This is a genomic window from Flavobacterium litorale, from assembly GCF_019613795.1.
Taxonomy (GTDB): domain Bacteria; phylum Bacteroidota; class Bacteroidia; order Flavobacteriales; family Flavobacteriaceae; genus Flavobacterium; species Flavobacterium litorale.
The window spans coordinates 452,309-474,356 of sequence record NZ_CP080429.1; the positions used below are offsets into that span (position 1 = coordinate 452,309).

The 22,048-nt window shown below is 37.5% G+C and carries 24 protein-coding genes; 18 read left to right on the forward strand and 6 right to left on the reverse strand.

Annotation, left to right across the window (positions count from 1 at the left end; genetic code table 11):
- The first annotated feature begins 193 nt into the window (after positions 1 to 193).
- From rplM to K1I41_RS02010, 5 genes are all read left to right on the forward strand, one after another.
- Positions 194 to 649, forward strand: coding sequence for a 50S ribosomal protein L13 (gene rplM / locus K1I41_RS01990; RefSeq protein WP_220641013.1), 456 nt, complete (start codon positions 194 to 196; stop codon positions 647 to 649).
- Entirely contained in the window at positions 649 to 1,035 is a 387-nt protein-coding gene (gene rpsI, locus K1I41_RS01995; RefSeq protein ID WP_220641014.1) for a 30S ribosomal protein S9, read from the forward strand. The genes rplM and rpsI overlap by 1 nt, the downstream gene beginning before the upstream one ends.
- Positions 1,036 to 1,216: 181 nt before the next feature.
- The gene (rpsB, locus tag K1I41_RS02000) at positions 1,217 to 2,002 is read left to right on the forward strand and encodes a 30S ribosomal protein S2 (protein WP_220641015.1); all 786 of its coding nucleotides are present in this window, start codon (positions 1,217 to 1,219) and stop codon (positions 2,000 to 2,002) included.
- Positions 2,003 to 2,102: 100 nt separating this feature from the next.
- The gene (tsf, locus tag K1I41_RS02005; RefSeq protein ID WP_220641016.1) at positions 2,103 to 2,927 is read left to right on the forward strand and encodes a translation elongation factor Ts; all 825 of its coding nucleotides are present in this window, start codon (positions 2,103 to 2,105) and stop codon (positions 2,925 to 2,927) included.
- Positions 2,928 to 3,297: 370 nt separating this feature from the next.
- Positions 3,298 to 3,858 carry a DNA-3-methyladenine glycosylase I gene (locus K1I41_RS02010; RefSeq protein WP_220641017.1) on the forward strand — a complete coding sequence of 187 codons (561 nt, stop codon included), beginning with the start codon at positions 3,298 to 3,300 and terminating at the stop codon, positions 3,856 to 3,858.
- Positions 3,859 to 3,972: 114 nt separating this feature from the next.
- Here the strand turns inward: K1I41_RS02010 and ahcY are convergent, their stop codons facing one another.
- Positions 3,973 to 5,289, reverse strand: coding sequence for an adenosylhomocysteinase (ahcY, locus tag K1I41_RS02015; RefSeq protein ID WP_220641018.1), 1,317 nt, complete (start codon positions 5,287 to 5,289; stop codon positions 3,973 to 3,975).
- A gap of 152 nt (positions 5,290 to 5,441) precedes the next feature.
- Between ahcY and K1I41_RS02020 the strand changes: the two genes are divergently transcribed.
- From K1I41_RS02020 to K1I41_RS02040, 5 genes are all read left to right on the forward strand, one after another.
- Positions 5,442 to 6,092 carry a 4'-phosphopantetheinyl transferase family protein gene (locus K1I41_RS02020; protein ID WP_220641019.1) on the forward strand — a complete coding sequence of 217 codons (651 nt, stop codon included), beginning with the start codon at positions 5,442 to 5,444 and terminating at the stop codon, positions 6,090 to 6,092.
- A 1-nt stretch (position 6,093) separates the two neighbouring features.
- The gene (gene pnuC / locus K1I41_RS02025) at positions 6,094 to 6,729 is read left to right on the forward strand and encodes a nicotinamide riboside transporter PnuC (protein ID WP_220641020.1); all 636 of its coding nucleotides are present in this window, start codon (positions 6,094 to 6,096) and stop codon (positions 6,727 to 6,729) included.
- Positions 6,690 to 8,600, forward strand: a complete 1,911-nt coding sequence (locus K1I41_RS02030) for a DUF4301 family protein (RefSeq protein ID WP_220641021.1) — start codon at positions 6,690 to 6,692, stop codon at positions 8,598 to 8,600. The genes pnuC and K1I41_RS02030 overlap by 40 nt, the downstream gene beginning before the upstream one ends.
- Before the next feature lie 94 nt (positions 8,601 to 8,694).
- Positions 8,695 to 9,096, forward strand: coding sequence for an alternative ribosome rescue aminoacyl-tRNA hydrolase ArfB (arfB, locus tag K1I41_RS02035; protein ID WP_220641022.1), 402 nt, complete (start codon positions 8,695 to 8,697; stop codon positions 9,094 to 9,096).
- Between the two features lie 283 nt (positions 9,097 to 9,379).
- Positions 9,380 to 11,539 carry a TonB-dependent receptor gene (locus tag K1I41_RS02040; RefSeq protein WP_220641023.1) on the forward strand — a complete coding sequence of 720 codons (2,160 nt, stop codon included), beginning with the start codon at positions 9,380 to 9,382 and terminating at the stop codon, positions 11,537 to 11,539.
- 96 nt (positions 11,540 to 11,635) lie between these two features.
- Here the strand turns inward: K1I41_RS02040 and K1I41_RS02045 are convergent, their stop codons facing one another.
- On the reverse strand, positions 11,636 to 12,067 hold the full coding sequence (locus tag K1I41_RS02045; protein ID WP_220641024.1) for a Rieske (2Fe-2S) protein: 432 nt from the start codon (positions 12,065 to 12,067) through the stop codon (positions 11,636 to 11,638).
- Positions 12,068 to 12,227: 160 nt separating this feature from the next.
- Between K1I41_RS02045 and greA the strand changes: the two genes are divergently transcribed.
- Positions 12,228 to 12,704, forward strand: a complete 477-nt coding sequence (gene greA / locus K1I41_RS02050; RefSeq protein ID WP_220641025.1) for a transcription elongation factor GreA — start codon at positions 12,228 to 12,230, stop codon at positions 12,702 to 12,704.
- 20 nt (positions 12,705 to 12,724) lie between these two features.
- Complete coding sequence (locus K1I41_RS02055; RefSeq protein WP_220641026.1) at positions 12,725 to 13,114, forward strand: HIT family protein; 390 nt, start codon at positions 12,725 to 12,727, stop codon at positions 13,112 to 13,114.
- 52 nt (positions 13,115 to 13,166) lie between these two features.
- On the opposite strand, the gene K1I41_RS02060 is transcribed toward K1I41_RS02055, so the two are convergent.
- A complete protein-coding gene (locus K1I41_RS02060) occupies positions 13,167 to 14,321 on the reverse strand; it encodes a sensor histidine kinase (RefSeq protein WP_220641027.1) in 1,155 nt (384 codons plus the stop codon).
- Between the two features lie 177 nt (positions 14,322 to 14,498).
- Here K1I41_RS02060 and K1I41_RS02065 point away from each other — a divergent pair, with 177 nt between their 5' ends.
- Entirely contained in the window at positions 14,499 to 15,380 is an 882-nt protein-coding gene (locus tag K1I41_RS02065; RefSeq protein ID WP_220641028.1) for a flavin reductase family protein, read from the forward strand.
- 47 nt (positions 15,381 to 15,427) lie between these two features.
- Complete coding sequence (locus tag K1I41_RS02070; RefSeq protein ID WP_220641029.1) at positions 15,428 to 15,823, forward strand: DUF3127 domain-containing protein; 396 nt, start codon at positions 15,428 to 15,430, stop codon at positions 15,821 to 15,823.
- Between the two features lie 67 nt (positions 15,824 to 15,890).
- Here K1I41_RS02070 and K1I41_RS02075 read toward each other — a convergent pair whose 3' ends face one another.
- Complete coding sequence (locus K1I41_RS02075) at positions 15,891 to 16,463, reverse strand: hypothetical protein (protein WP_220641030.1); 573 nt, start codon at positions 16,461 to 16,463, stop codon at positions 15,891 to 15,893.
- Between the two features lie 166 nt (positions 16,464 to 16,629).
- On the opposite strand from K1I41_RS02075, the gene aat reads away from it, so the two are divergent.
- Together aat and K1I41_RS02085 are read left to right on the forward strand one after the other, a co-directional pair.
- Positions 16,630 to 17,274 (forward strand): leucyl/phenylalanyl-tRNA--protein transferase, encoded by a 645-nt coding sequence (gene aat / locus K1I41_RS02080; protein ID WP_220641031.1) that lies wholly within the window; start codon positions 16,630 to 16,632, stop codon positions 17,272 to 17,274.
- Between the two features lie 2 nt (positions 17,275 to 17,276).
- Positions 17,277 to 17,684, forward strand: coding sequence for a hypothetical protein (locus tag K1I41_RS02085; protein ID WP_220641032.1), 408 nt, complete (start codon positions 17,277 to 17,279; stop codon positions 17,682 to 17,684).
- Positions 17,685 to 17,750: 66 nt separating this feature from the next.
- On the opposite strand, the gene rpmA is transcribed toward K1I41_RS02085, so the two are convergent.
- Together rpmA and rplU are read right to left on the reverse strand one after the other, a co-directional pair.
- Positions 17,751 to 18,011, reverse strand: a complete 261-nt coding sequence (rpmA, locus tag K1I41_RS02090) for a 50S ribosomal protein L27 (protein ID WP_220641033.1) — start codon at positions 18,009 to 18,011, stop codon at positions 17,751 to 17,753.
- 74 nt (positions 18,012 to 18,085) lie between these two features.
- Positions 18,086 to 18,400 (reverse strand): 50S ribosomal protein L21, encoded by a 315-nt coding sequence (rplU, locus tag K1I41_RS02095; protein ID WP_220641034.1) that lies wholly within the window; start codon positions 18,398 to 18,400, stop codon positions 18,086 to 18,088.
- 202 nt (positions 18,401 to 18,602) lie between these two features.
- On the opposite strand from rplU, the gene K1I41_RS02100 reads away from it, so the two are divergent.
- Both K1I41_RS02100 and K1I41_RS02105 read left to right on the forward strand, forming a co-directional pair.
- Entirely contained in the window at positions 18,603 to 19,928 is a 1,326-nt protein-coding gene (locus tag K1I41_RS02100; protein ID WP_220641035.1) for a M16 family metallopeptidase, read from the forward strand.
- A 13-nt stretch (positions 19,929 to 19,941) separates the two neighbouring features.
- Positions 19,942 to 21,984 (forward strand): M16 family metallopeptidase, encoded by a 2,043-nt coding sequence (locus K1I41_RS02105; RefSeq protein ID WP_220641036.1) that lies wholly within the window; start codon positions 19,942 to 19,944, stop codon positions 21,982 to 21,984.
- Positions 21,985 to 22,048: the final 64 nt, after the last annotated feature.

Consider the following 22,048-nt stretch of genomic DNA (forward strand, 5'->3'; position numbering starts at 1 on the left):
AAGTTAAATCGTCCCGAAAAAACTAACTTAAAAGTTCTTGCAATACTTATATTTGTAAAATATTCAAGTATACTCAAACCCATAAAGTTACACGGAAAAGAATATTTTTTACACCCGTTTGAAATTCTAATATTTAATTGTACTTTTGCATCCCCTTTATTGGGGACGGAATGTTTAATTAAAATTATTTATTGTGAACACATTAAGCTACAAAACAGTTTCAGCAAACAAAGAGACCGTTCAGAAAGAATGGGTTGTTGTTGATGCTGAGGGTCATAATTTGGGCCGTTTTGCTTCTAAAGTTGCGATGCTTTTAAGAGGTAAATACAAACCAAATTTTACACCGCACGTGGACTGTGGAGACAACGTAATCGTTATCAACGCAGAAAAAATCAACCTTACTGGTAACAAACTGGAGGAAAAAACATACATCCGCCACACAGGTTACCCAGGAGGACAAAGAACTTTAACTGCAAAAGTTGTACAGGCTAAAAACCCTGCAATTTTAGTAGAAAAAGCTGTAAAAGGAATGCTCCCTAAAAACAAATTAGGTGCAGAGCTATTCCGTAATCTAAATGTATACGTAGGCGCAGAGCACAAGCATGATGCTCAGAAGCCTAAAACCGTTAACTTAAACGACTTGAAGTAATGGCAACCATCCACAAAATTGGAAGAAGAAAAACCGCTGTTGCCCGTATTTACCTTTCTGAAGGTACAGGTAAAATCACGGTAAACAAAAAAGAATTTGAAACCTATTTCCCAACACCTACTTTACAGTACAAAGTAAAACAGGCATTAACATTAACTGATAATGCTGAGAACTTTGATGTAAAAATTAATGTGTACGGAGGAGGATCAACAGGGCAAGCAGAAGCTGTAAGAATGGCTATTGCAAGAGCTATGTGTGAAGTAGATGCTGAAAACAGAAGCATCCTTAAACCAGAAGGTTTATTAACGAGAGACCCAAGAATGGTAGAGCGTAAGAAATTCGGACAGAAGAAAGCACGTAAGAAATTCCAGTTCTCTAAACGTTAATATCCTTATTGGCTGCCCAAGTATCATCTTAGGGTGGCATCGTAAATTATTATTTGAATTAAAAAAACATGTTGTTGTTGCCCCGCCGAGGCGAGGGGTTAGTTTAGCATCTAAATGAGCAGGGCCGGAAAAACCGCCACCTGAACATTGCTTACTCAACAGAACGTAAACTATTACAAAAATGGCAAACACAGTAGAAGTTAAAGACTTACTGGAAGCAGGTGTACACTTTGGACACATGACCAGAAAATGGGATCCGAACATGGCTCCTTACATATATATGGAGCGTAATGGAATACACATTATTAACCTATATAAAACTGCAGCTAAAATTGAAGAGGCTAACGAAGCCCTTAAAAAAATAGCTGCATCGGGCAGAAAAGTATTATTTGTTGCTACTAAAAAGCAAGCAAAAGATATTGTTGCCGAAAAAGCAAAAGCTGCCAACATGCCGTACATCACAGAGAGATGGCCAGGTGGTATGCTTACTAACTTTGTTACTATCCGTAAAGCAGTTAAAAAAATGGCTGCTATTGATAGAATGAAGAAAGACGGTACATTTATGACTCTTTCTAAAAAAGAGCGTTTACAAGTTGACCGTTTACGTGCAAAGCTTGAAAAAAACCTTGGATCTATATCTGACATGACGAGGCTACCAGCAGCGTTATTTGTAGTAGATATTAAGGCAGAACACATCGCAGTAAAAGAAGCTCACAAATTAAACATTCCAGTTTTTGCAATGGTAGATACTAACTCTGACCCACGTCAGGTTAACTATGTAATACCATCAAATGATGATGCTTCTAAATCAATCGACAAAATATTGTCTTTAGTAACTGGTGCTATTGTAGAAGGACACTCTGAAAGAAAATCTGAAAAAGAGGAACCACAAGAGAACAAGCCCGAAAAAGAGGCTGCTGCACCAGCAGCAGAAGCTACAACGGCTACTACTGAGGAAAATAAATAATAACATTACAATAAAGTCGTTGTGCTGGTATATGTTTACTTTTGTAGCCATAAATTAGCATAACGACTTTTATAATTTAACAACTAAACTCTTTTCGAAAATGGCAAATATTACTGCTGCAGACGTAAATAAATTAAGAAAAACCACAGGTGCAGGTATGATGGACTGCAAAAAAGCTTTGGTAGAAGCTGATGGGGATTTTGATAAAGCTATTGAGAACCTTCGTAAAAAAGGTCAGAAAGTAGCGGCTAACAGAGCAGATAGAGAATCGACTGAAGGTGCTGTTATTGCTGTTGTAAACAGCGACAACACATCGGGTGTAGTAGTATCTCTAAACTGTGAGACTGACTTTGTTGCAAAAAACGAAACTTTTGTAACATTAGCTACAGATCTTGCAAACCTTGCATTAAACTACAGTACTAAAGAGGAGTTCCTTGCTGCTGACTTTAAAGGTTTAGCTGTAAGCGAGAAACTTATAGAACAAACAGGTGTAATTGGTGAGAAAATAGAAATAGGTGCTTTTGAAAAACTTGATGGTGCTTACGTAAACTCATACATACACGCAGGTAACCGAATTGCTACTTTAGTAGCACTATCTGCTAACGTAAACGGTGCTGAGGAGGCTGCCAAAAATGTAGCAATGCAGGTTGCTGCAATGAACCCTATTGCACTTAATGAAGATGGTGTTGATGCTGCAACTATTGAGAAAGAAATCGAAATTGCTAAAGACCAACTTCGTCAGGAAGGCAAGCCAGAGGCTATGTTAGATAATATTGCTAAAGGTAAATTAGGTCGTTTCTTTAAGGATAACACACTGGTTAACCAAGATTACATTAAAGATAGCAAAATGAGCGTTAGTAAGTATGTACAATCTGTAGATGCTAACTTAACCGTTACAGGATTTAAAAGAGCTGCACTTGCTTAATTAAAAGCAAACAACAACTATATTTTCAACCCCCAAGCCTAAGGCTTGGGGGTTTTTATTACTACTAAGTTTAGTAATGAATATTTCGGCAAAGCTACTGGAGTATTGCCGCTTTTTTAAAAAGAGAATAGGTAAAAAAATGATTTGGCTTCGTATCGCAGAATCCATAATTATATTGCAATTTTTTGATAGTTTTGTGGTGCTGGGAATTGCCTTTTAGCTTACAGGTGTTATGGATACACCTGTGTTTATTAGTAATTGGGCATAACAGGTTATGTTATAAAGCTGGTTATTGCTGTGTTACTTGCGCCTGTAATTTACCTTGCATACTATATTATTGATAACTATATAAAAATAAAAAGGTGTAATTATGGACGATAAAAGACGTTGCGGTTGGTGCGAAAGTAGCGAGTTGTATAAAAAATACCATGACGAGGAATGGGGTAAGCCTGTTTACGATGATGCTACGCTATTTGAGTTTTTATTGCTGGAAACTTTTCAAGCGGGGCTTAGCTGGTATACTATATTGGTTAAGCGTGAGAGCTTTAAGAAGGCGTTTGACGGGTTCGACTACAAAAAAATAGCACTGTACAATCAAAACAAAATAGATGCGCTAATGCAGGATACGGGTATAATACGCAATACGTTAAAAGTAAAATCGGCTATAAGTAATGCACAGGCTTTTATGAAGATACAAGAAGAGTTTGGTAGCTTTTCGGACTATTTTTGGGCTTTTACCAACGGTAAACCTATAATTAACAATTTTGAACGCCTTAGCGATGTACCTGCAACTACGCCACTATCGGATAAGATTAGTAAGGATATGAAAAAGCGAGGGTTTAAGTTTATAGGCTCTACTACACTCTATGCGCACATGCAGGCAACGGGTATGGTAAACGACCATATTTTATCGTGTTGGACGCGTAACTAGATTAGTTAATAATTAGAATATTTAGATATAAGACAAAAAGTCCTGCAATTGCAGGACTTTTTTATATTTCTATTACGATAATCCAAAATCTGATTATCAATAAATACCTAAAATCTAGTATCTGTAATACTCTGGCTTAAATGGTCCTTCAACCGAAACACCAATATACGCTGCTTGGTCTTCTCTAAGTGTTTCTAGCTCCACACCTAATTTTGCAAGGTGTAAGGCTGCTACTTTTTCATCTAAATGTTTTGGTAGCATGTACACTTCGTTTTTATAGTTTTCACTGTTCTTCCAAAGTTCTATCTGCGCAAGCGTTTGGTTGGTAAACGAGTTACTCATTACAAAACTTGGATGTCCAGTAGCACAACCAAGGTTTACTAAACGCCCTTCGGCAAGAATAATAATATCTTTACCATTAATGGTGTACTTATCTACCTGTGGTTTTATTTCTACTTTAGTAGCACCATGGTTATCGTTTAACCAAGCCATATCAATTTCGTTATCAAAATGCCCAATGTTACATACTAATGCTTTGTCCTTTAGCATCTCAAAGTGGCGTCCCATAACAATATCTTTGTTACCTGTAGTAGTAATAACAATATCGGCATTACCAATAACCGTTTCTAACCTTTTCACTTCAAAGCCATCCATAGCAGCTTGTAGTGCACATATTGGGTCAATCTCCGTAACGGTAACTATCGATCCTGCACCTCTAAACGAAGCCGCAGTACCTTTACCTACATCGCCATAACCACAAACCACTACTCTTTTACCCGCTAACATAAGGTCGGTAGCACGACGTACTGCATCAACAGCACTCTCTTTACAACCGTATTTGTTATCAAATTTCGATTTTGTAACCGAGTCGTTAACATTAATAGCTGGCATTACCAGTGTACCGTTTTTCATTCTTTCGTATAAACGGTGTACCCCTGTAGTAGTTTCTTCCGATAATCCTTTAATACCTGCTGCAAGCTCAGGGAATCTGTCAAACACCATGTTAGTAAGGTCACCACCATCATCCAAAATCATGTTCAATGGTTTACGGTCTTCTCCAAAAAATAATGTTTGCTCAATACACCAGTCAAACTCCTCTTCAGTAAGCCCTTTCCATGCATATACTGGTATTCCAGCAGCAGCAATTGCCGCAGCAGCGTGGTCTTGTGTAGAGAATATGTTACAAGAACTCCAAGTAACATCGGCACCTAACGCTACAAGTGTTTCTATTAATACCGCCGTTTGTATCGTCATGTGCAAGCATCCTGCAATGCGTGCACCTTTAAGTGGTTGCTCGTCTTTATATTCTTCACGAAGTGCCATTAACCCCGGCATTTCCGCCTCTGCAAGCGTAATCTCTTTTCTACCCCAATCTGCAAGGGAAATATCTTTTACTTTGTAAGCCACGTATGGCGCTGTTTTAGTACTCATGAATATTGTATATTTGTATTAGCAAAAATTTATGCAAATTTAAGCATTTCCTGCATAAACACACAGCTTTAAGAAGAATTTAAGCATTGTTAACCATTATAACCATTTGAAAAACAATGCGGTGAATTATACCGCACCTATAAACATTTGCAATGCCATTATACCAATCTGTTAGCATAAATCAAGATACCCAATTACTAGTCTGGAAAATTACAGAGTCATACAACACCCTTTTTAGGAGCGTTCAGCTTAGAGATGTATGCCTTGCTAGGTTAGAGGGGATGAAAAGCGAACAACACCAAAACGGTTTTTTAAGTGTTAGAATGCTTTTACAGGAAGCGGGTTATACCGATTTTGATTTGTATTACGATGAAGATGGTAAACCACACCTTAAAGACGGCAAGTACATATCCATAACCCATTCACACAATTTTTCGGCTATTATTATTAGCAACAAAAACGTGGGTATTGATATGGAAAAGCAACGCAAAAAAATATTGATAATTGCCGAAAAATTCTGTACCTCTGAGCTTAGTTACTTAAATACCAAAAATGATACAGAGCGCATACGGCAACTTACCGTTATTTGGGGTGTTAAAGAAGCCTTGTTTAAAATGATTTCGCTACCTGGCATTAGTTTTAAAAACCATATTGATGTTGTTCCGTTTACACTCGAGAAAGATAGTGGCGATGCCAACCTACGTTTTAACGATATGAATTGCGATTATTCGTTTTATTTTCAGGAAATAGAAGGTTTTACCCTAGTGTATAGCTTTGAAAAAAAACAAACACAAAGCCTATAACATGAACGAAATATTCGATTTCCTTTTTAGCCAATATAAAGACTACTCTACCCCATTTATTGTATTAGAAATTATTGCAACCATATTTGGTGCACTAAGCGTTGTATTTTCGGCGCGAAACAGCATATTGGTATACCCCACAGGTTTAGTAAGTACAGCCCTATACGTTTATTTGTTATATGTAGGTAGCCTGTATGGCGACATGATAATTAATGGCTACTACTTTTACATGAGCATATACGGTTGGTGGCTATGGAGCAGAAAGGATAAACAAGATGGTGGCACACTAAAAATATCGAAAATGCAAAGTAAAGATAACATAGTGTGCCTACTAATATTTATGGGTTCGGTTATATTTGTGTCCAGTATTTATATTTATTTCGATAAATTTACATATTGGTGGGCGTATGTAGATACGTTTATTACAGGACTGTTTTTTATAGGTATGTGGCTATTAGCAAAACGTAAACTAGAAAACTGGCTGTTTTTAATTGTAGGCGATATTATTGCTATACCCCTTTTCTTTTTAAAAGGCTACACGTTTACCAGCATGCTAAGTATATTTTTAACTATTGTTGCATTTATAGGCTATTTTTCATGGAAAAAAACATTACAAAACAATCCTACAACACTGTAGCAATTACGGTTTATGCAGAAACAGCACAAATTGCTAATGCTATTGCAAATACGATGGAAGCACACCAAATTGCTGACACTGGTAACGCAATTGCTTTTAACTTTAAAAGTTTTGATATTACAACAGGTTTAAATAAGAAAAACAGACCCGCCAACGATAAGTTAGTACTAATTGCTGTTACTACCACCGAGGACGATGCCGTAAAAAAGCTTGTAAACGAACTAAGCCATAAAGAAACCAACTACGCCATTGTTAACGGAAACGAAGCAAACCTTACAGCAAAAGGGAGCGAAATAATGAGCAACCTTAAACAAGCAATAGCACTGGGTTTAACCGTAAAAGACTATGCCGATATACACAACAGAGGCATTGGTTTAGATAAGGTAGCTGCACAACTAAATAATTTTAAAACAGGAATTAGTAAAATAGTCTTAAAAAAACCAGCCGTTATAAACGATGGTATTTTTAAGCTACCCAAAGCATCAGCAGAGGAATATGCTGCTTATTTTGAGCGGAAAAAGAATAATTTTAAGCTAACCAAGTTTGTACCTGCATCAGGAGCAGCATCACGAATGTTTAAATTCTTAAATGAATTTATGGTAAACTTTGACCCTGAAAACGATACCATAAACGCCTACATTAACAGAAAAAACGATACTGCACTCAACACCTTTTTAGTTGGGTTAGAAAAATTCCCGTTTTACAACACTATTATGGATGTTATAAAACAAAACCCCAATTATAACGAATGGAGCAAAAGCACACGCAGCTATAACTTTATAAAAACAATGTTGCAGGACGAGCAATTCGATTTTGCCAACAAACCAAAAGGTATATTACCATTCCATCAATGTGATAATTATGTTGCCACCCCTGTCTGCGAGCATCTTACGGAAAGCGTTACGTATGCCGAATCGGGAAAAAAGAGCAACGTACACTTTACCATATCCGAAGAACATTTGGATGGATTTTTGGATGCCATAACAGCAGCCAGAGAAAGCGTTGAAAAAGAATCGGGCACAGCTATTGATTTTAGTTTTTCGTACCAGCATAAAAAAACCGATACCATTGCGGTAGCCATGGATAATGTTCCGTTTAGAGAGGCGGATGGTACAATACTGTTTAGACCTGGAGGGCATGGCGCATTGATAGAAAACCTCAACAACCTCGAAGCTGATATTGTTTTTGTTAAGAACATAGACAATGTTAGCAATAACAACCTCGAAACCATATCGCTATACAAAAAAGCACTAGCAGGTGGGTTAATTGAGTTACAGGAACAAGTATTTATTTACTTGGAACGCATTGATGAAGGCGACGTTAATGAGAACGAAGTAAACGAAATATTTACGTTTGCCAAAGAGCAATTAGCGCAACATATACCCGAAGATGTATCTAAATTCACCCATGATAATAAGGTAGCCTATGCGCGCGACCTACTAAACAGACCGATTAGGGTTTGTGGTATGGTAAAAAATGAGGGCGAACCTGGAGGCGGACCTTTTTGGGTTGAGGAGGAAAAAGGAAGGCTATCGTTACAAATTGTAGAAAGCTCGCAAATAGATACAGAAAATGCCAACCAAAAAGCAATCCTATCGCAATCTACACACTTTAATCCTGTAGATTTGGTTTGTGGACTTAAAAACTACAAGGGCGAATACTTTAACCTTAACGAATATGTAGATGAGGGCACGGGCTTTATAGTAACTAAAAACCGCTTGGGTAAAGATGTAAAATCGTATGAATTGCCAGGGCTCTGGAATGGTGCTATGGCAGGCTGGATTACTGTATTTGCCGAAGTGCCTTTAGAAACATTTAGCCCTGTAAAAACGGTAAACGACCTACTAAAACCCGCGCACCAACCACAATAAAAAGATTAAACACATCAGATAATAGAATATAGATTTTATACCACAGATTGATATCTAATATCTATATTCTAAAGCCCCAATTCTATTCTGAAAAATGGATAACACACGCATAATACAGGAACTCGATTTTAAAGCCGTACGCAGTAGTGGTGCAGGCGGGCAAAACGTAAATAAGGTTGCCAGTAAAGTAGTGTTGAGTTTTAACCTATCAGATTCCAAAGCCTTAACTGCTGAAGAAAAGGAATTGGCAACAACCAACCTTGCCAACCGGCTAACTAACGACGGTATTTTACTATTGCATTGCGATGAAGACCGTAGCCAACTCCGCAACAAGGATATTGTAATTAAACGCTTTTTACAGCTAATGGAGGGCGCACTTACCGTACCTAAAGAGCGTAAACCTACCAAAATACCCAAAGCAGCCATTAAAAAACGACTGAAAAACAAAAAAAACGTATCGGAGAAAAAGCAGTTACGCAAACCACCAGAGCATTAAATTAAAACGTAAGATAATGGATAGAAAATAAAAGACTAGTGCTTTTTTAAAAAATCCAAAAATCTGATAACCCAACAAAAAAAAGTTACTACATTTGCGCCGTCTCAAAGGGGTGCCTAATATATCAGGCTGAGATCATACCCAAAGAACCTGGGCGGGTAATGCTGCCAAGGGAAAAAGGCAACAAAATAACGGAGTGCACGCCGCTGTTTTAATGCCACATATTTTATAATTTAACACTAACAGGAATAATTGCCCCTTTTATTCGTAAACACATTTACGAATGAAACTTTTATTCAATCAAATCAACAGGAAAAATGCTTTCCTATGCGCTTTTGGGTTTGCTGCTTTAGGTGCTACGGCACAAACAGCCCCAGAGCAAGACTCTACAAAAGTACAAGAGTACAAACTAGAAGAGGTACTCGTACAAGCCGTGCGTGTAAAAGCACAAACACCCGTAACCTTTACTAACGTTAGCAAAGAGGAAATTGCCCCACGTAACTTAGGGCAGGATATTCCTATTCTGCTTAACTACCTCCCCTCTGTAGTTACCACCACCGATGCGGGTAACGGTATAGGGTACACTGGTATACGTGTGCGTGGTGCCGATGCCAGCCGTGTAAACGTTACGCTAAACGGAATACCGTATAACGATGCCGAATCGCATGGTACATTTTGGGTTAACATGCCCGACTTTGCCTCATCGGTAGAGAACATTCAGCTACAGCGTGGTGTAGGTACATCTACCAACGGTGCAGGTGCTTTTGGTGCAAGCCTTAACCTACTTACCGATAGTTACAGCCCAGAGGCTAGTGGCGAAATATCCAACTCGTTTGGTAGTTTTAATTCGCGTAAGCATACCGTAAAATTTAGTACGGGTTTAATGAACGACCGCTTTGAAATAGCAGGTCGATTATCAAACATTGCTTCGGATGGTTATATAGACAGGGCAGAATCCGACCTGAAATCGTACTTTTTGCAGGGTACATACGTGTATGGCTCTACACTAATAAAAGCCTTAGTATTTGGCGGTAAAGAGCGTACTTATCAAGCATGGAATGGTATTGACAAAGCGACGCTAGATAGTAACCGCCGTTTTAATACCTCGGGTATTTATACGGATATTGATGGCAACGTTCGTTTTTATGATGACGAAGTAGACAATTACCAGCAAGACCATTACCAATTGCACTGGAACGAAAAATTAAATAACAACTGGAACACTAATATTGCCGTACACTACACTATTGGTAAAGGGTATTTTGAGAATTACAGAGACGGTACTACGGCAGCCAACTACCCTGGTATACAAGCTACAAATACCGATGGCACTACCGATTTGGTTACACGCAAGTGGCTGGAGAATGATTTTTACGGTACAACTTTCTCGGCGAATTATAATAACAACGGTTTAGATGTTGTTTTTGGTGGTGCCTGGAATAAGTACGAGGGCGACCATTTTGGAAACATTATTTGGGCAAGAAACTCGGCTGGTGTACAACCTGACGACCGTTACTATGATAACGTTGCCGATAAAACCGACTTTAATGTATTTGCTAAAGCAAACTACCAAATTACAAACAACCTAAGCCTGTTTGGCGATTTACAATACCGAAATGTAGCCTACAAAGCAAGTAACGTTTTGGAGAGTGCCGCTACACCACTACCTGTAGATGATACTTTCGACTTTTTTAACCCAAAAGCGGGACTTACGTATAGCGTAAACAATAAAAATAATATTTACTTTTCGTATGCGCGTGCCAACAAAGAGCCACGCCGTGCCGATTACGAAAATGGCAGTACCAAGCCCGAAAGCCTAAACGATTTTGAGCTAGGATGGCGTTACAAATCGGGTAAAAACGATGTTACTATAAACGGTTACTACATGCGTTACAAAGACCAATTGGTACTTACGGGAGCTTTAAACGATGTGGGCGCACCACTATATACCAATAGTGGCGATAGCTACCGTTTGGGTGTAGAGGCTGAGGCTACCCTATTTATTACCAACAAATGGGTAATACGCCCTAATATAGCTTTGAGCGATAATAAAAATGTAGACTTTTTTAACGAAGGCGAAACAGGTGTTGAAGATTTAGGGAATACCGAAATTGCATTTTCGCCAAGTGTTATAGCGGGTAACCAGTTAATTTACCTACCGATGAAGAATGTACAAATAGCACTACTATCTAAATTTGTAGGCGAGCAGTACATGGACAATTTAGAATCGGACAACGCTAAGTTGGATAGCTACTTTGTAAACGACTTAAATGTTAGCTACGAGATAAAAACAAAATCAATCTTTAAAAGCATTGTATTAAACGGATTGGTAAATAATGTTTTTGATACCGAGTACGTATCAAACGGATATATGTTTGGCGACCCTTACTACTATCCGCAAGCTGGTATTAACTTTTTAGTAGGTGCAACACTAAAATTTTAAACAACAACTAGCTTTACTTTTAATTGGAGTTAAAATAAAAAATCCTGCTACACTATTGTGGCAGGATTTTTTTGTACTGTATATACTAGATAATCATTAATTAAAAACCCGTATTACGCTTGGGTTAACCACCTCTACCCTATACTGTTTTAATGGGAACTCTTTTTCTGTAGATTGCCCGTTAAACAGGTTGTATTCGGCTTCATCGCAAGGGCATATTGCCGTAATACCCTGTAAAAACATCCCAGAACATTCCGATATTTCTTGGTTGGGGCACGTTGCCTCATACGCCACATAACCACCCCCTGTATTCATTACAAAAATACCCGTAATACCTACCCCTGCTTGGTCTATATAAACAGGGTTACCCGTAAATTGTAAATTGGTATATAAAGGCAGCTCCATATTAATATCTACAGAAAAACCGTAGTTGGGTAAATACCTGTTATTATTGTTAATACCATCGTTACTACAACCAAACAATAACGGTAATAATAAAAGGAGTATAATATATTTAGTTGCGTTCATAAATTTCTACTTATATAGTTACGAAACAAATTTAAATTAATTAACTTTGATATGTGCTATTGCACTTAGTAATAAACAGACATATTAAAAAAATATTATCTTTGCAGAAAGAAATCCCGTCCTGAATGGGATTTTTTCTATTTATATAAACGATGAAGTTATGAGTACAGTATCTTACTACACAGCCGAAGGATTAAAGAAATTAAGAGACGAGCTGGACCAGCTTAAAAGCATAGAGCGACCAAAAGCTTCTCAGGCAATAGCTGAGGCAAGAGATAAAGGAGATTTATCGGAAAATGCAGAGTACGATGCTGCCAAAGAAGCACAGGGGTTATTGGAGCTTAAAATTTCTAAAATGGAAGAGCTGCTAGCTAATGCCCGATTAATTGACGAGTCGCAACTCGATATAAGCAAGGCACTGGTACTATCTACCGTAAAAATAAAAAACCAAGCCAACGGCATGGAAATGACGTATACGCTTGTAGCAGAAAGTGAAGCCGACCTAAAATCGGGTAAAATATCGGTTACATCACCTATAGGTAAAGGGCTTTTAGGAAAATCGGTTGGCGAGGTTGCCGAAATTAAAGTCCCTAACGGCACACTGAAGTTTGAAGTTTTAGAAATTACAAGAACCTAACACAAATACAAGCTACCGCTATGAGTTCTATATTCACAAAAATTGTAAATGGCGAGTTACCTGCCTACAAAATAGCCGAAGACGATAATTTTTTGGCTTTTTTAGATGTTAATCCTAACGCTAAAGGGCATACGCTATGCATCCCAAAAAAGGAGATAAACAAGATTTTTGATATGGACGAGGCATTGTATACACAGCTTATGCAATTTTCGTACAAAGTAGCAAAAGCCATAGAGAAAACTGTACCCTGCAAACGTGTAGGTATGGCAGTTGTAGGGCTAGAGGTGCCGCATGTGCACGTACACCTTATACCACTTAGCAATATGGACGATATGCGCTTTATTAATAAAGTAACGCTAGCAAAAGAAGAATTTGAAAACTTAGCTACAGCAATTAGCAATAATATGTAAGTAAGGCTAAGCCAACAGCATAACACAAAAAGCAGGACAATGTCCTGCTTTTTTATTGCTTTTTAGGAAAGCTCGCCTGCATAGTAGTACCCTTGCCTACCTCAGAGGTTAGTACTTTTATTTTACCCTTATGGTATTCTTCTACAATACGTTTGGTTAACGATAACCCAAGACCCCATCCTCTTTTTTTGGTGGTAAAACCAGGTTCAAAAACCTTTCGATACTGTCCTTTTGCTATTCCCTTACCCGAGTCGGATACTTTAATTTTTACGTACTTTTCACGATCCTCAATAATAATATCCAGTTTACCTTTACCCTTCATCGCATCAATAGCGTTTTTCACTAAATTCTCTATCGTCCAGCTGTGCAACTCAGGGTTTAGCAGTACCATTACAGGATAATCGGGTGCCTGAAACGTAAATGCAACCTGCTTGGATGCTCTCGATTTTAAATAGGCATACGATTTTTCGGTTTCTGCCACAATATCTAATGCTTTAAGTGCAGGCTCAGACCCTACTTTAGAGAAACGCTCGGCAATGGTTTGCAAGCGGTGTACATCTTTCTCTATTTCCGTTACCGTAGTTTCGTCTACATTATCTACCTTCATTATTTCTATCCAACCCAGTAACGACGATAGTGGCGTGCCTATTTGGTGCGCTGTTTCTTTTGCCATACCCGCCCAAAGTCTGTTTTGCGCACTCATTTTAGTAGCTCTAAAAAATATATACACTACTGCACCAAAAAGCACAATAACAAGTACTAAGGCTATAGGGTAATATTTGAGTTTGTTTAATAGTGGCGAATTCCCATAATACAGATACTGAAATTTATTATCGGTAATTTCTATCTCAATAGGTGCATTTTCTTTTTTAATACTTTGTAAATAGGATTGCAGTTTATCCTTCCCATTTACAATTGCATCATCAATATTATTCGTATTCATAATATTCCCTTCGCTATCTGTTAAAATAATAGGAATGGTCTTATTACCTGTTATAATTCTAAGGGTTAGTGCTTGGTCGCCATCATTTAAAGTCGATTTGTTGAATATTACTTGAGCATCTGCCCAAAGCTCCATTTTTTCGCGTTCTTCTTCTTTAAAAATTTGGAAAAAGTTATAAGTATTCCAAAGTATGGCTACCACAATTAAAAACGAAGCTGCAATAAGTACCCAACGAGTAAAACTCCTTTTATCGTAAAACTGCATAAAGTATAATTTGAGGCTTAAAGATAGTAAAACTTAACAATTACCATGTGCTTATTAAGGTACTAACGCAGTAGCAAATTATTTTAGTATTTAGTTATTAACATAGTAGTTAAATTGCAAACAGTGGTTTTTTTAGTAGGGGTATAAAAAGTATATTTGTACAAAACAACAACCGTAATGCTAAGTATTAACCCTAAAGAAATACCTACTGCAAAACTGCAAGGCTACCTGCAAGGCGCAATAGGACCACGACCTATAGCTTTTGCTAGTACCGTAAACGAAAACGGCGTACCCAACCTTTCGCCATTTAGTTTTTTTAATGTGTTTAGTGCCAACCCGCCTGTATTGGTTTTTTCGCCAGCACGTAGGGTACGCAATAACACTACAAAGCACACACTTATTAATGCCGAGCTTACTAAAGAAGTGGTTATAAATGTGGTTAATTACGCTATTGTGCAACAAGCATCATTATCTAGCACCGAGTATGCCGATGGTATAAATGAGTTTGAAAAAGCAGGACTTACCATGCTACCAAGCGATGTTGTAAAACCGTTCCGCGTTAAAGAATCGCCTGTACAGTTTGAGTGCAAGGTAACCGATATTATTGCATTGGGTAACGAAGGTGGCGCAGGCAACTTAATACTATGCGAAGTAGTAAAATTACATATTGACGAAGCTATATTGGATGCAAACGGTGCTGTAGACCAAACTAAAATCGATTTAGTATCGCGTATGGGTGGTAACTGGTATAGCCGTGCCAACCAAGGGCTTTTTGAGGTAGAAAAACCACTCACTACACTAGGTATTGGTGTAGATAATGTACCTGATTTTGTTAAGGAATGTGGCATTTTTAATGGTAACGATTTGGGTAAACTGGGTAATGTAGAAACTTTACCAAGCGATGAGGCTATTGCTGCTTTTATAAAAGACGATTTTGAAATAAAAGCACTGCTTAGCGCAGACGATGCAACCAAAAAGTACCAAAAAGCCAAGCAGTACCTTGACGATAACGAGGTGCTAACAGCATGGAAAGTACTACTAGCAGAAAAGAATTTTTAATATATTAACGATGGCTGCCTTGAGCAGAAAATAACAACGAGAGAATTATGGAAGTTTCTGGAAGAATTAAAATGATTGACGAAACCAAAACGTATGGTAACAACGGGTTTAGAAAAAGAGAGGTAGTAGTTACTACTGATGAGCAATACCCACAACATATAATGGTTGAGTTTACGCAAGATAAATGCGACCTATTAAATAATTATGGTGTTGGCGAACCTGTAAAAATTTCGATTAACTTACGCGGTAGAGAGTGGGTAAACCCACAAGGCGAAACCAAATACTTTAACTCAATACAAGGGTGGAGAATAGAAAAACTACAACCCGAAGCACCAGCAGGTGGCGGTTACCAAGCGCAACAACCACCCATGCCAACAGCGCAAGACTCTTTTGAGCCTGCAACCAACTTTAAAGAGGAAGACCATGATGACTTACCTTTTTAAGGAGAAAGCTATAAAAAAATCCCGAAGTTTTAACTTCGGGATTTTTTATGTTGTTTGCATTTTTATACTAAGGTGAATCTGTAATAGTTTTACGACAATCTGTGGTATTACTACATGGCAGGCACTCCCAATCTATAACCCCGTCACTTGCTGTGTAAAGCCTAGGGCTACATCCTCTCCTACACAAGCCATCACAAACACATGTTTTTTTAAATTCATTGGAGTGTGACATCTGAGCTATCAAAACTCCTAATAAAGTTGGATGAGGAAATAATTGAGTTACAACTTTAACGGTAGTATCCCTATTCATACCAATTAAATAATAATATTTATCTGTAGTGCCTTCAATAACATCTTCGCGTATTTCAATTTTATCTAACACAATGGTAATACCCTCTTTCTTTAGCCTATTTTGGAAAATATTCCTTAATTCTGCTTTATCAGCCGTAACAGTCAAATTACCATCAGTATCATAAGTCCCAATAACTTTTTCGAAGCTACTACTTTTTTGCTTTTGCTCAATAATATTTAATGCTATCTCTTTAGATTGCTTATCTGTAGGCTCATCGTTGGCACTACATGATAATAATACTGCACCAAGAGCTAGAGCAGCAATAGTGAATAATTTAACTTTTTTCATTTTTTAATTGGATTTAAGATTTATATTAGTAATCACGCAAATCTAAAAACTTTAGGTAAGAATACGAAAAGAATATTACTATCATCAAATAAAAATTTCCACCCCAACATTTAAATATTTAATGTAAACCTCATAAATTTGAATAATAGATAGTTATTTAAATAATATGTATTTCTTGTCGCGCGAATTATATTTCCCCTCACCAACAATAGCATCTCCTGAGGGTATTGTGGCTGTTGGTGGCGATTTATCGCCAGAACGACTTTTATTAGCCTACAAAAGCGGAATATTCCCTTGGTTTGAGGATGACGAGCCTATATTATGGTGGAGCCCGCCAGAACGCATGGTTTTATTTTTAGATGAGTTAAAAATCTCTAAAAGCATGCGCAACATACTAAACAGGGGTACTTTTCGCGTTACCTATAATACTGCCTTTAAGGAGGTAATACACAATTGCAGTACCATAAAACGGAAAGAGGAGGATGGCACTTGGATAACTTCTGAAATGACGGAGGCCTATATTAAGTTACATGAGTTAGGGCATGCAAAATCGGTAGAAGTGTGGCAAGGTACTGATTTGGTGGGCGGACTGTATGGCGTAGATTTAGGCAATGTTTTTTGTGGCGAAAGCATGTTCTCTAAAGTATCCAACGCTAGTAAAGTAGGTTTTATAGCCTTAGTAAAAAAGCTACAGCAAAACGGGTATTTGTTACTGGACTGCCAAGTATACAACCCCCATTTAGCAAGTTTAGGTGCACGAGAAATAAACAGAGAATTGTTTTTAAAAATAATAACCCAAAAAATACAATAGCCGTGAAATTATTAAAGCCCTATTATGAGCCCCTCCTACTCATAATTATTATTATTACTTTTTTACTGTTCCGAAAGGAACTTTTAGGGGCAAACATCTACGTAATACTAGGTAGCATAGTTGCATTTTACTTTATTCCAATAAAAATAATTGCATTAATTATTAACCCCGATAGAAAACAACAGGGGCTAACCGTATTATCGTCGTTAATTATTGCAATTACCATTGGTGCCTCTTTTATAGCTGTTAACGATAAAAATTTTACAGGGCTACAAACGGTTACCTATGTATTGGCAGTAATTAATGTAATTTTTATGATTTACGCCTTTTTTAAAGACCTGGAGCGTAAAGCATTTTTACTACACCTAATTATAGTAGGGTTTATATCGGTAATGCTGGATTTTATATAAACACAAAAAACCCGCTCTTTACAAATAAAGAGCGGGTTTTTATATACTTCTTCTTTTTCTTATGTCTTAAGCTTCAAATGGAACTACAGATACAAAAGACTTATCATCTTTTTTCTTCTGGAATTTCACAACACCGTCAACTTTAGCATGTAAAGTATGATCTTTACCCATGTAAACATTTTCACCTGGATTGTGTTTAGAACCTCTTTGTCTTACGATAATGTTACCGGCAATAGCAGCCTGACCACCATAAATCTTAACACCTAAGCGTTTCGATTCTGATTCTCTACCATTCTTAGAACTACCGACACCTTTCTTGTGAGCCATGATGTTTTGGTTTTAATTGTTACTATTACTCAGCAGTTTGTGCTGCTGCCTTTTTTAATTTTGTTTGTTGCTCTTTAAGGAGCAGTAATTCCTGATATAGAAATTTGCGTTAAAGACTGACGGTGTCCGTTTTTAACTCTGTAACCTTTTCTTCTCTTCTTCTTGAAAACAATTACTTTATCTCCTTTTAAGTGCTGTAGCACTTTGGCTTCTACTGAAGCTCCTTCTATAGCGGGGGCGCCTAGAGTTACAGTTCCGTTATCATCAAGTAATAAAACTTTAGAGAATGTAATTGCATCTCCTTCATTACCTTCTAAACGGTGAACGTAAACCTTTTGGTCTTTGCTAACTTTAAATTGTTGCCCTGCTATCTCTACGATTGCGTACATAACAATATTATTTAGTATAAATTTTTAAGACCGCAAATATACAACTATTTATTAATCAGTCAATACAATACTAAAAATTTTATTGCAAAAATAAGCCTCATAAGCTACTGATTATCAATTCGTGAAAAAAATTTTAGATTTATTGTAACAAAATGCCGAAATTGCATACCAATTATCAAAATCAAAATAATTATTAATTTTTATGAGAAAATCTTTAATGGCTTTGGGTTCACTTCTTATGCTTGGCGGAGTAGCATCGGCCCAAAAAGTAGCATTTGAGGAATATGATTTGGACAACGGGATGCACGTAATCCTGCACCAAGACAATACAGCTCCAGTTATCATTACTTCGGTAATGTACCACGTAGGAGCTAAAGACGAAAACCCTGACAGAACGGGTTTTGCACACTTTTTTGAGCACCTTTTATTTGAAGGTACTGAAAACATAGAGCGTGGTGAGTGGTTTAAAATTGTTACTGCTAATGGTGGTAATAATAATGCAAACACTACTGACGACAGAACGTATTACTATGAAGTATTCCCATCAAACAACCTAGAACTTGGTTTATGGATGGAATCAGAAAGGTTAATGCACCCAGTAATTAGCCAAGTTGGTGTTGACACGCAAAACGAAGTAGTTAAAGAGGAGAAAAGACTACGTGTAGACAACCAACCTTATGGTAACCTTATTGCAGAGGTTAAAAAGAATATGTTTAAAAAACACCCATACCGTTGGGCAACCATCGGCTCTATGGAGCACCTTGATGCTGCAACGCTAGAGGAATTCCAGGCATTCAACAAAAAATACTACGTACCTAACAATGCAGTATTGGTTGTAGCGGGTGATTTAGATATTAACCAGACTAAAAAATGGATTGAGCAGTACTTTGGTCCAATACCAAAAGGAGCACCTGTAACACGCAAATCGTACAAAGAGGAGCCAATTACAAAACAGTTCCGTGCAACTTACGAGGATCCTAACATCCAGTTGCCAATGGTTATAGCAGCATACCGTACACCATCTATGAAAACCAGAGATGCACGTGTGTTAGATATGATTTCTACAATACTTAGCGCTGGTAAAAGTTCTAGAATGTACAAAAAGATTGTAGACGATAAAAAGATGGCATTGCAAATGGGTGCTTTCAACTACAGCCAAGAGGATTATGGTATGTACATTGTATATGGTATACCAATGCAAGGATACACTGCCGAAGATATTATGAAAGAGGCAGATGCTGAAATAGCAACGCTACAAACAGAGCTTATCTCTAAAAAAGAGTTCGAAAAACTACAAAACATCTACGAAAGCCAGTACGTAAACAGCAACGCAAGTGTTGAGGGTGTTGCAAGTAACCTTGCTACATACTATATGTTATATGGTGATGTTAACCTAATTAATACTGAAATCGACATTTACCGTTCGATAACAAGAGAAGAAATAAGAGATGTTGCTAAAAAGTATCTGAACCCAAACCAGAGAATGATACTTGATTATGTACCAGCTAAAGACAAAGCACAAAACTAAGTAACAAAAAATCATGAAAAAAGTCATATACATACTAGCCGGTTTGTTCTTATCTGTAAGCATGCAGGCGCAAGACAGACCAATGCCAAAACCGGGACCTGCTCCTACTGTTAATATAGGTAAACCCGAAACGTTTACCCTTAAAAACGGACTTAAAGTACTTGTGGTAGAAAACCACAAACTACCAAGAGTATCGTACACCCTTACTATGGATAATGCTCCGTATGCCGAAGGCAACAAAAAAGGAGTATCGGATATGGTAAGCGCACTTATGGGTAGTGGTACAACTACAATATCTAAAGAAGATTTTAACGAAGAGGTAGATTTTTTAGGAGCCAACATTAACTTTTGGTCGCAAGGAGCATCAGCAAACGGATTATCTAAATATTCTGATAGAATATTGGAGCTAATGGCCGATGGTGCTTTAAACCCTAAGTTTACACAAGAGGAGTTTGATAAGGAAAAAGACAAAATCATCGAAGGGCTTAAAGCCGATGAAAAAAGTGTAACATCAGTAGCATCAAGAGTAACTGATGTACTTATATATGGCAGAAACCACCCTAATGGAGAATACCTTAGCGAAGAAACGTTAAACAATGTTACATTAGCCGATGTAAAAGCAGACTACAACACTTACTTTGTGCCAGAAAAAGCATACCTGGTAGTAGTTGGCGATGTAAAAACCAAAGACGTTAAAAAGCAAGTTAAAAAGCTTTTTGGTGACTGGACAGCTAATACAGCACCAAACATTAGTTACACAGACCCTAAAGATGTACAGTACACACAAATTAACTTTGTAGATATGCCAAATGCAGTACAAAGTGAAATAGCTGTTGTAAATGTTGTAAACTTAAAAATGACAGACAAAGAGTACTTTGCTGCAATACTAGCCAACCAAATACTTGGTGGTGGTGGCGAAGGAAGACTTTTCCTTAACCTACGCGAAGCAAATGCTTGGACATACGGTGCATACTCATCTATTGGGTCAGGTAAATACGTAACATCATTCAGAGCAACATCATCCGTACGAAACACAGTTACCGATAGTGCTATAGTAGAGATACTAAACGAAATGAAGCGTATTAGAACGGATTTAGTATCGCACGAAGATCTTAAAAACGCAAAAGCAAAATACATAGGTAACTTTGTAATGCGTATGGAAAGTCCATCTACAGTAGCAAGCTATGCGTTAAGAACAGAAACGCAAAACCTTCCTGCCGATTTTTACGAAAACTACATTAAAAACATTAATGCAGTAACGGCAGAAGATATTAGAAATGCAGCTAAAAAATTCTTTAGCGTAGATAAAGCCCGAATTGTTGTTGTAGGTAAAGCAGCAGATGTTGTACCAGCATTAGAAAAGAGCGAAATACCCGTATTTTACTTTGATAAGTGGGGTAAAAAAACAGATAAGCCTGTAGTTAACAAGCCCGTTCCTGCTGGCGTTACTGCAAAAACAGTACTAGGCAACTACCTAAAAGCTATTGGTGGCGAGGCAGCTGTAAAAAATGTTAAAACAGTATACACAAAATCTACAGGTACCGTACAAGGCACTCCACTAGAGTTAGTAATGAAAGTTACTACAGACCATAAGCAACTTGTTGAAATGAAAGCTATGGGCATGACGATGATGAAGCAAGTAATTACGGATAAAATGGGTTACATGACATCGCAAGGACAACGCCAAGACCTTACGGGAGATGACCTAGCAGACTTGCAAGAAGGTGCTGTACCATTTGAAGAATTAGACCTTATGAACAATGGTGAGGTTGAGCTTACAGGTATAGAATCTATAAACGGAAATGAAGCGTATGCTGTTAAAAAAGGAAGTACTACATACTACTATGATGTAAAATCGAACTTTAAGATAGCTGAAGCTAGAGAAGTAGAGCAAATGGGACAAAAAATGGTTCAGACTACATACTACGGAGATTACAAAGATGTGAAAGGTATTAAAATGCCACACAAAATTGATATGAACGTAGGTATAGAAATTGCACTTACTGTTACCGAAGCTAAAATTAACGAAGGAGTTACAGATACTGATTTCCAATAGGAAACAAAAGTATAAAAGGCTATATCATAAAAAGGCTGCCCATTGGGCAGCCTTTATTATTTTA

Excerpts from the sequence above, each read along its gene's own strand:
- rpsI (WP_220641014.1), top strand. The coding sequence starts at position 649 with ATGGCAACCATCCACAAAATTGGAAGAAGAAAAACCGCTGTTGCCCGT.
- rpsB (WP_220641015.1), top strand. The coding sequence starts at position 1,217 with ATGGCAAACACAGTAGAAGTTAAAGACTTACTGGAAGCAGGTGTACAC.
- tsf (WP_220641016.1), top strand. The coding sequence starts at position 2,103 with ATGGCAAATATTACTGCTGCAGACGTAAATAAATTAAGAAAAACCACA.
- K1I41_RS02010 (WP_220641017.1), top strand. The coding sequence starts at position 3,298 with ATGGACGATAAAAGACGTTGCGGTTGGTGCGAAAGTAGCGAGTTGTAT.
- ahcY (WP_220641018.1), bottom strand. The coding sequence starts at position 5,289 with ATGAGTACTAAAACAGCGCCATACGTGGCTTACAAAGTAAAAGATATT.
- K1I41_RS02020 (WP_220641019.1), top strand. The coding sequence starts at position 5,442 with ATGCCATTATACCAATCTGTTAGCATAAATCAAGATACCCAATTACTA.
- pnuC (WP_220641020.1), top strand. The coding sequence starts at position 6,094 with ATGAACGAAATATTCGATTTCCTTTTTAGCCAATATAAAGACTACTCT.
- K1I41_RS02030 (WP_220641021.1), top strand. The coding sequence starts at position 6,690 with ATGGAAAAAAACATTACAAAACAATCCTACAACACTGTAGCAATTACG.
- arfB (WP_220641022.1), top strand. The coding sequence starts at position 8,695 with ATGGATAACACACGCATAATACAGGAACTCGATTTTAAAGCCGTACGC.
- K1I41_RS02040 (WP_220641023.1), top strand. The coding sequence starts at position 9,380 with ATGAAACTTTTATTCAATCAAATCAACAGGAAAAATGCTTTCCTATGC.
- K1I41_RS02045 (WP_220641024.1), bottom strand. The coding sequence starts at position 12,067 with ATGAACGCAACTAAATATATTATACTCCTTTTATTATTACCGTTATTG.
- greA (WP_220641025.1), top strand. The coding sequence starts at position 12,228 with ATGAGTACAGTATCTTACTACACAGCCGAAGGATTAAAGAAATTAAGA.
- K1I41_RS02055 (WP_220641026.1), top strand. The coding sequence starts at position 12,725 with ATGAGTTCTATATTCACAAAAATTGTAAATGGCGAGTTACCTGCCTAC.
- K1I41_RS02060 (WP_220641027.1), bottom strand. The coding sequence starts at position 14,321 with ATGCAGTTTTACGATAAAAGGAGTTTTACTCGTTGGGTACTTATTGCA.
- K1I41_RS02065 (WP_220641028.1), top strand. The coding sequence starts at position 14,499 with ATGCTAAGTATTAACCCTAAAGAAATACCTACTGCAAAACTGCAAGGC.
- K1I41_RS02070 (WP_220641029.1), top strand. The coding sequence starts at position 15,428 with ATGGAAGTTTCTGGAAGAATTAAAATGATTGACGAAACCAAAACGTAT.
- K1I41_RS02075 (WP_220641030.1), bottom strand. The coding sequence starts at position 16,463 with ATGAAAAAAGTTAAATTATTCACTATTGCTGCTCTAGCTCTTGGTGCA.
- aat (WP_220641031.1), top strand. The coding sequence starts at position 16,630 with ATGTATTTCTTGTCGCGCGAATTATATTTCCCCTCACCAACAATAGCA.
- rpmA (WP_220641033.1), bottom strand. The coding sequence starts at position 18,011 with ATGGCTCACAAGAAAGGTGTCGGTAGTTCTAAGAATGGTAGAGAATCA.
- rplU (WP_220641034.1), bottom strand. The coding sequence starts at position 18,400 with ATGTACGCAATCGTAGAGATAGCAGGGCAACAATTTAAAGTTAGCAAA.
- K1I41_RS02100 (WP_220641035.1), top strand. The coding sequence starts at position 18,603 with ATGAGAAAATCTTTAATGGCTTTGGGTTCACTTCTTATGCTTGGCGGA.
- K1I41_RS02105 (WP_220641036.1), top strand. The coding sequence starts at position 19,942 with ATGAAAAAAGTCATATACATACTAGCCGGTTTGTTCTTATCTGTAAGC.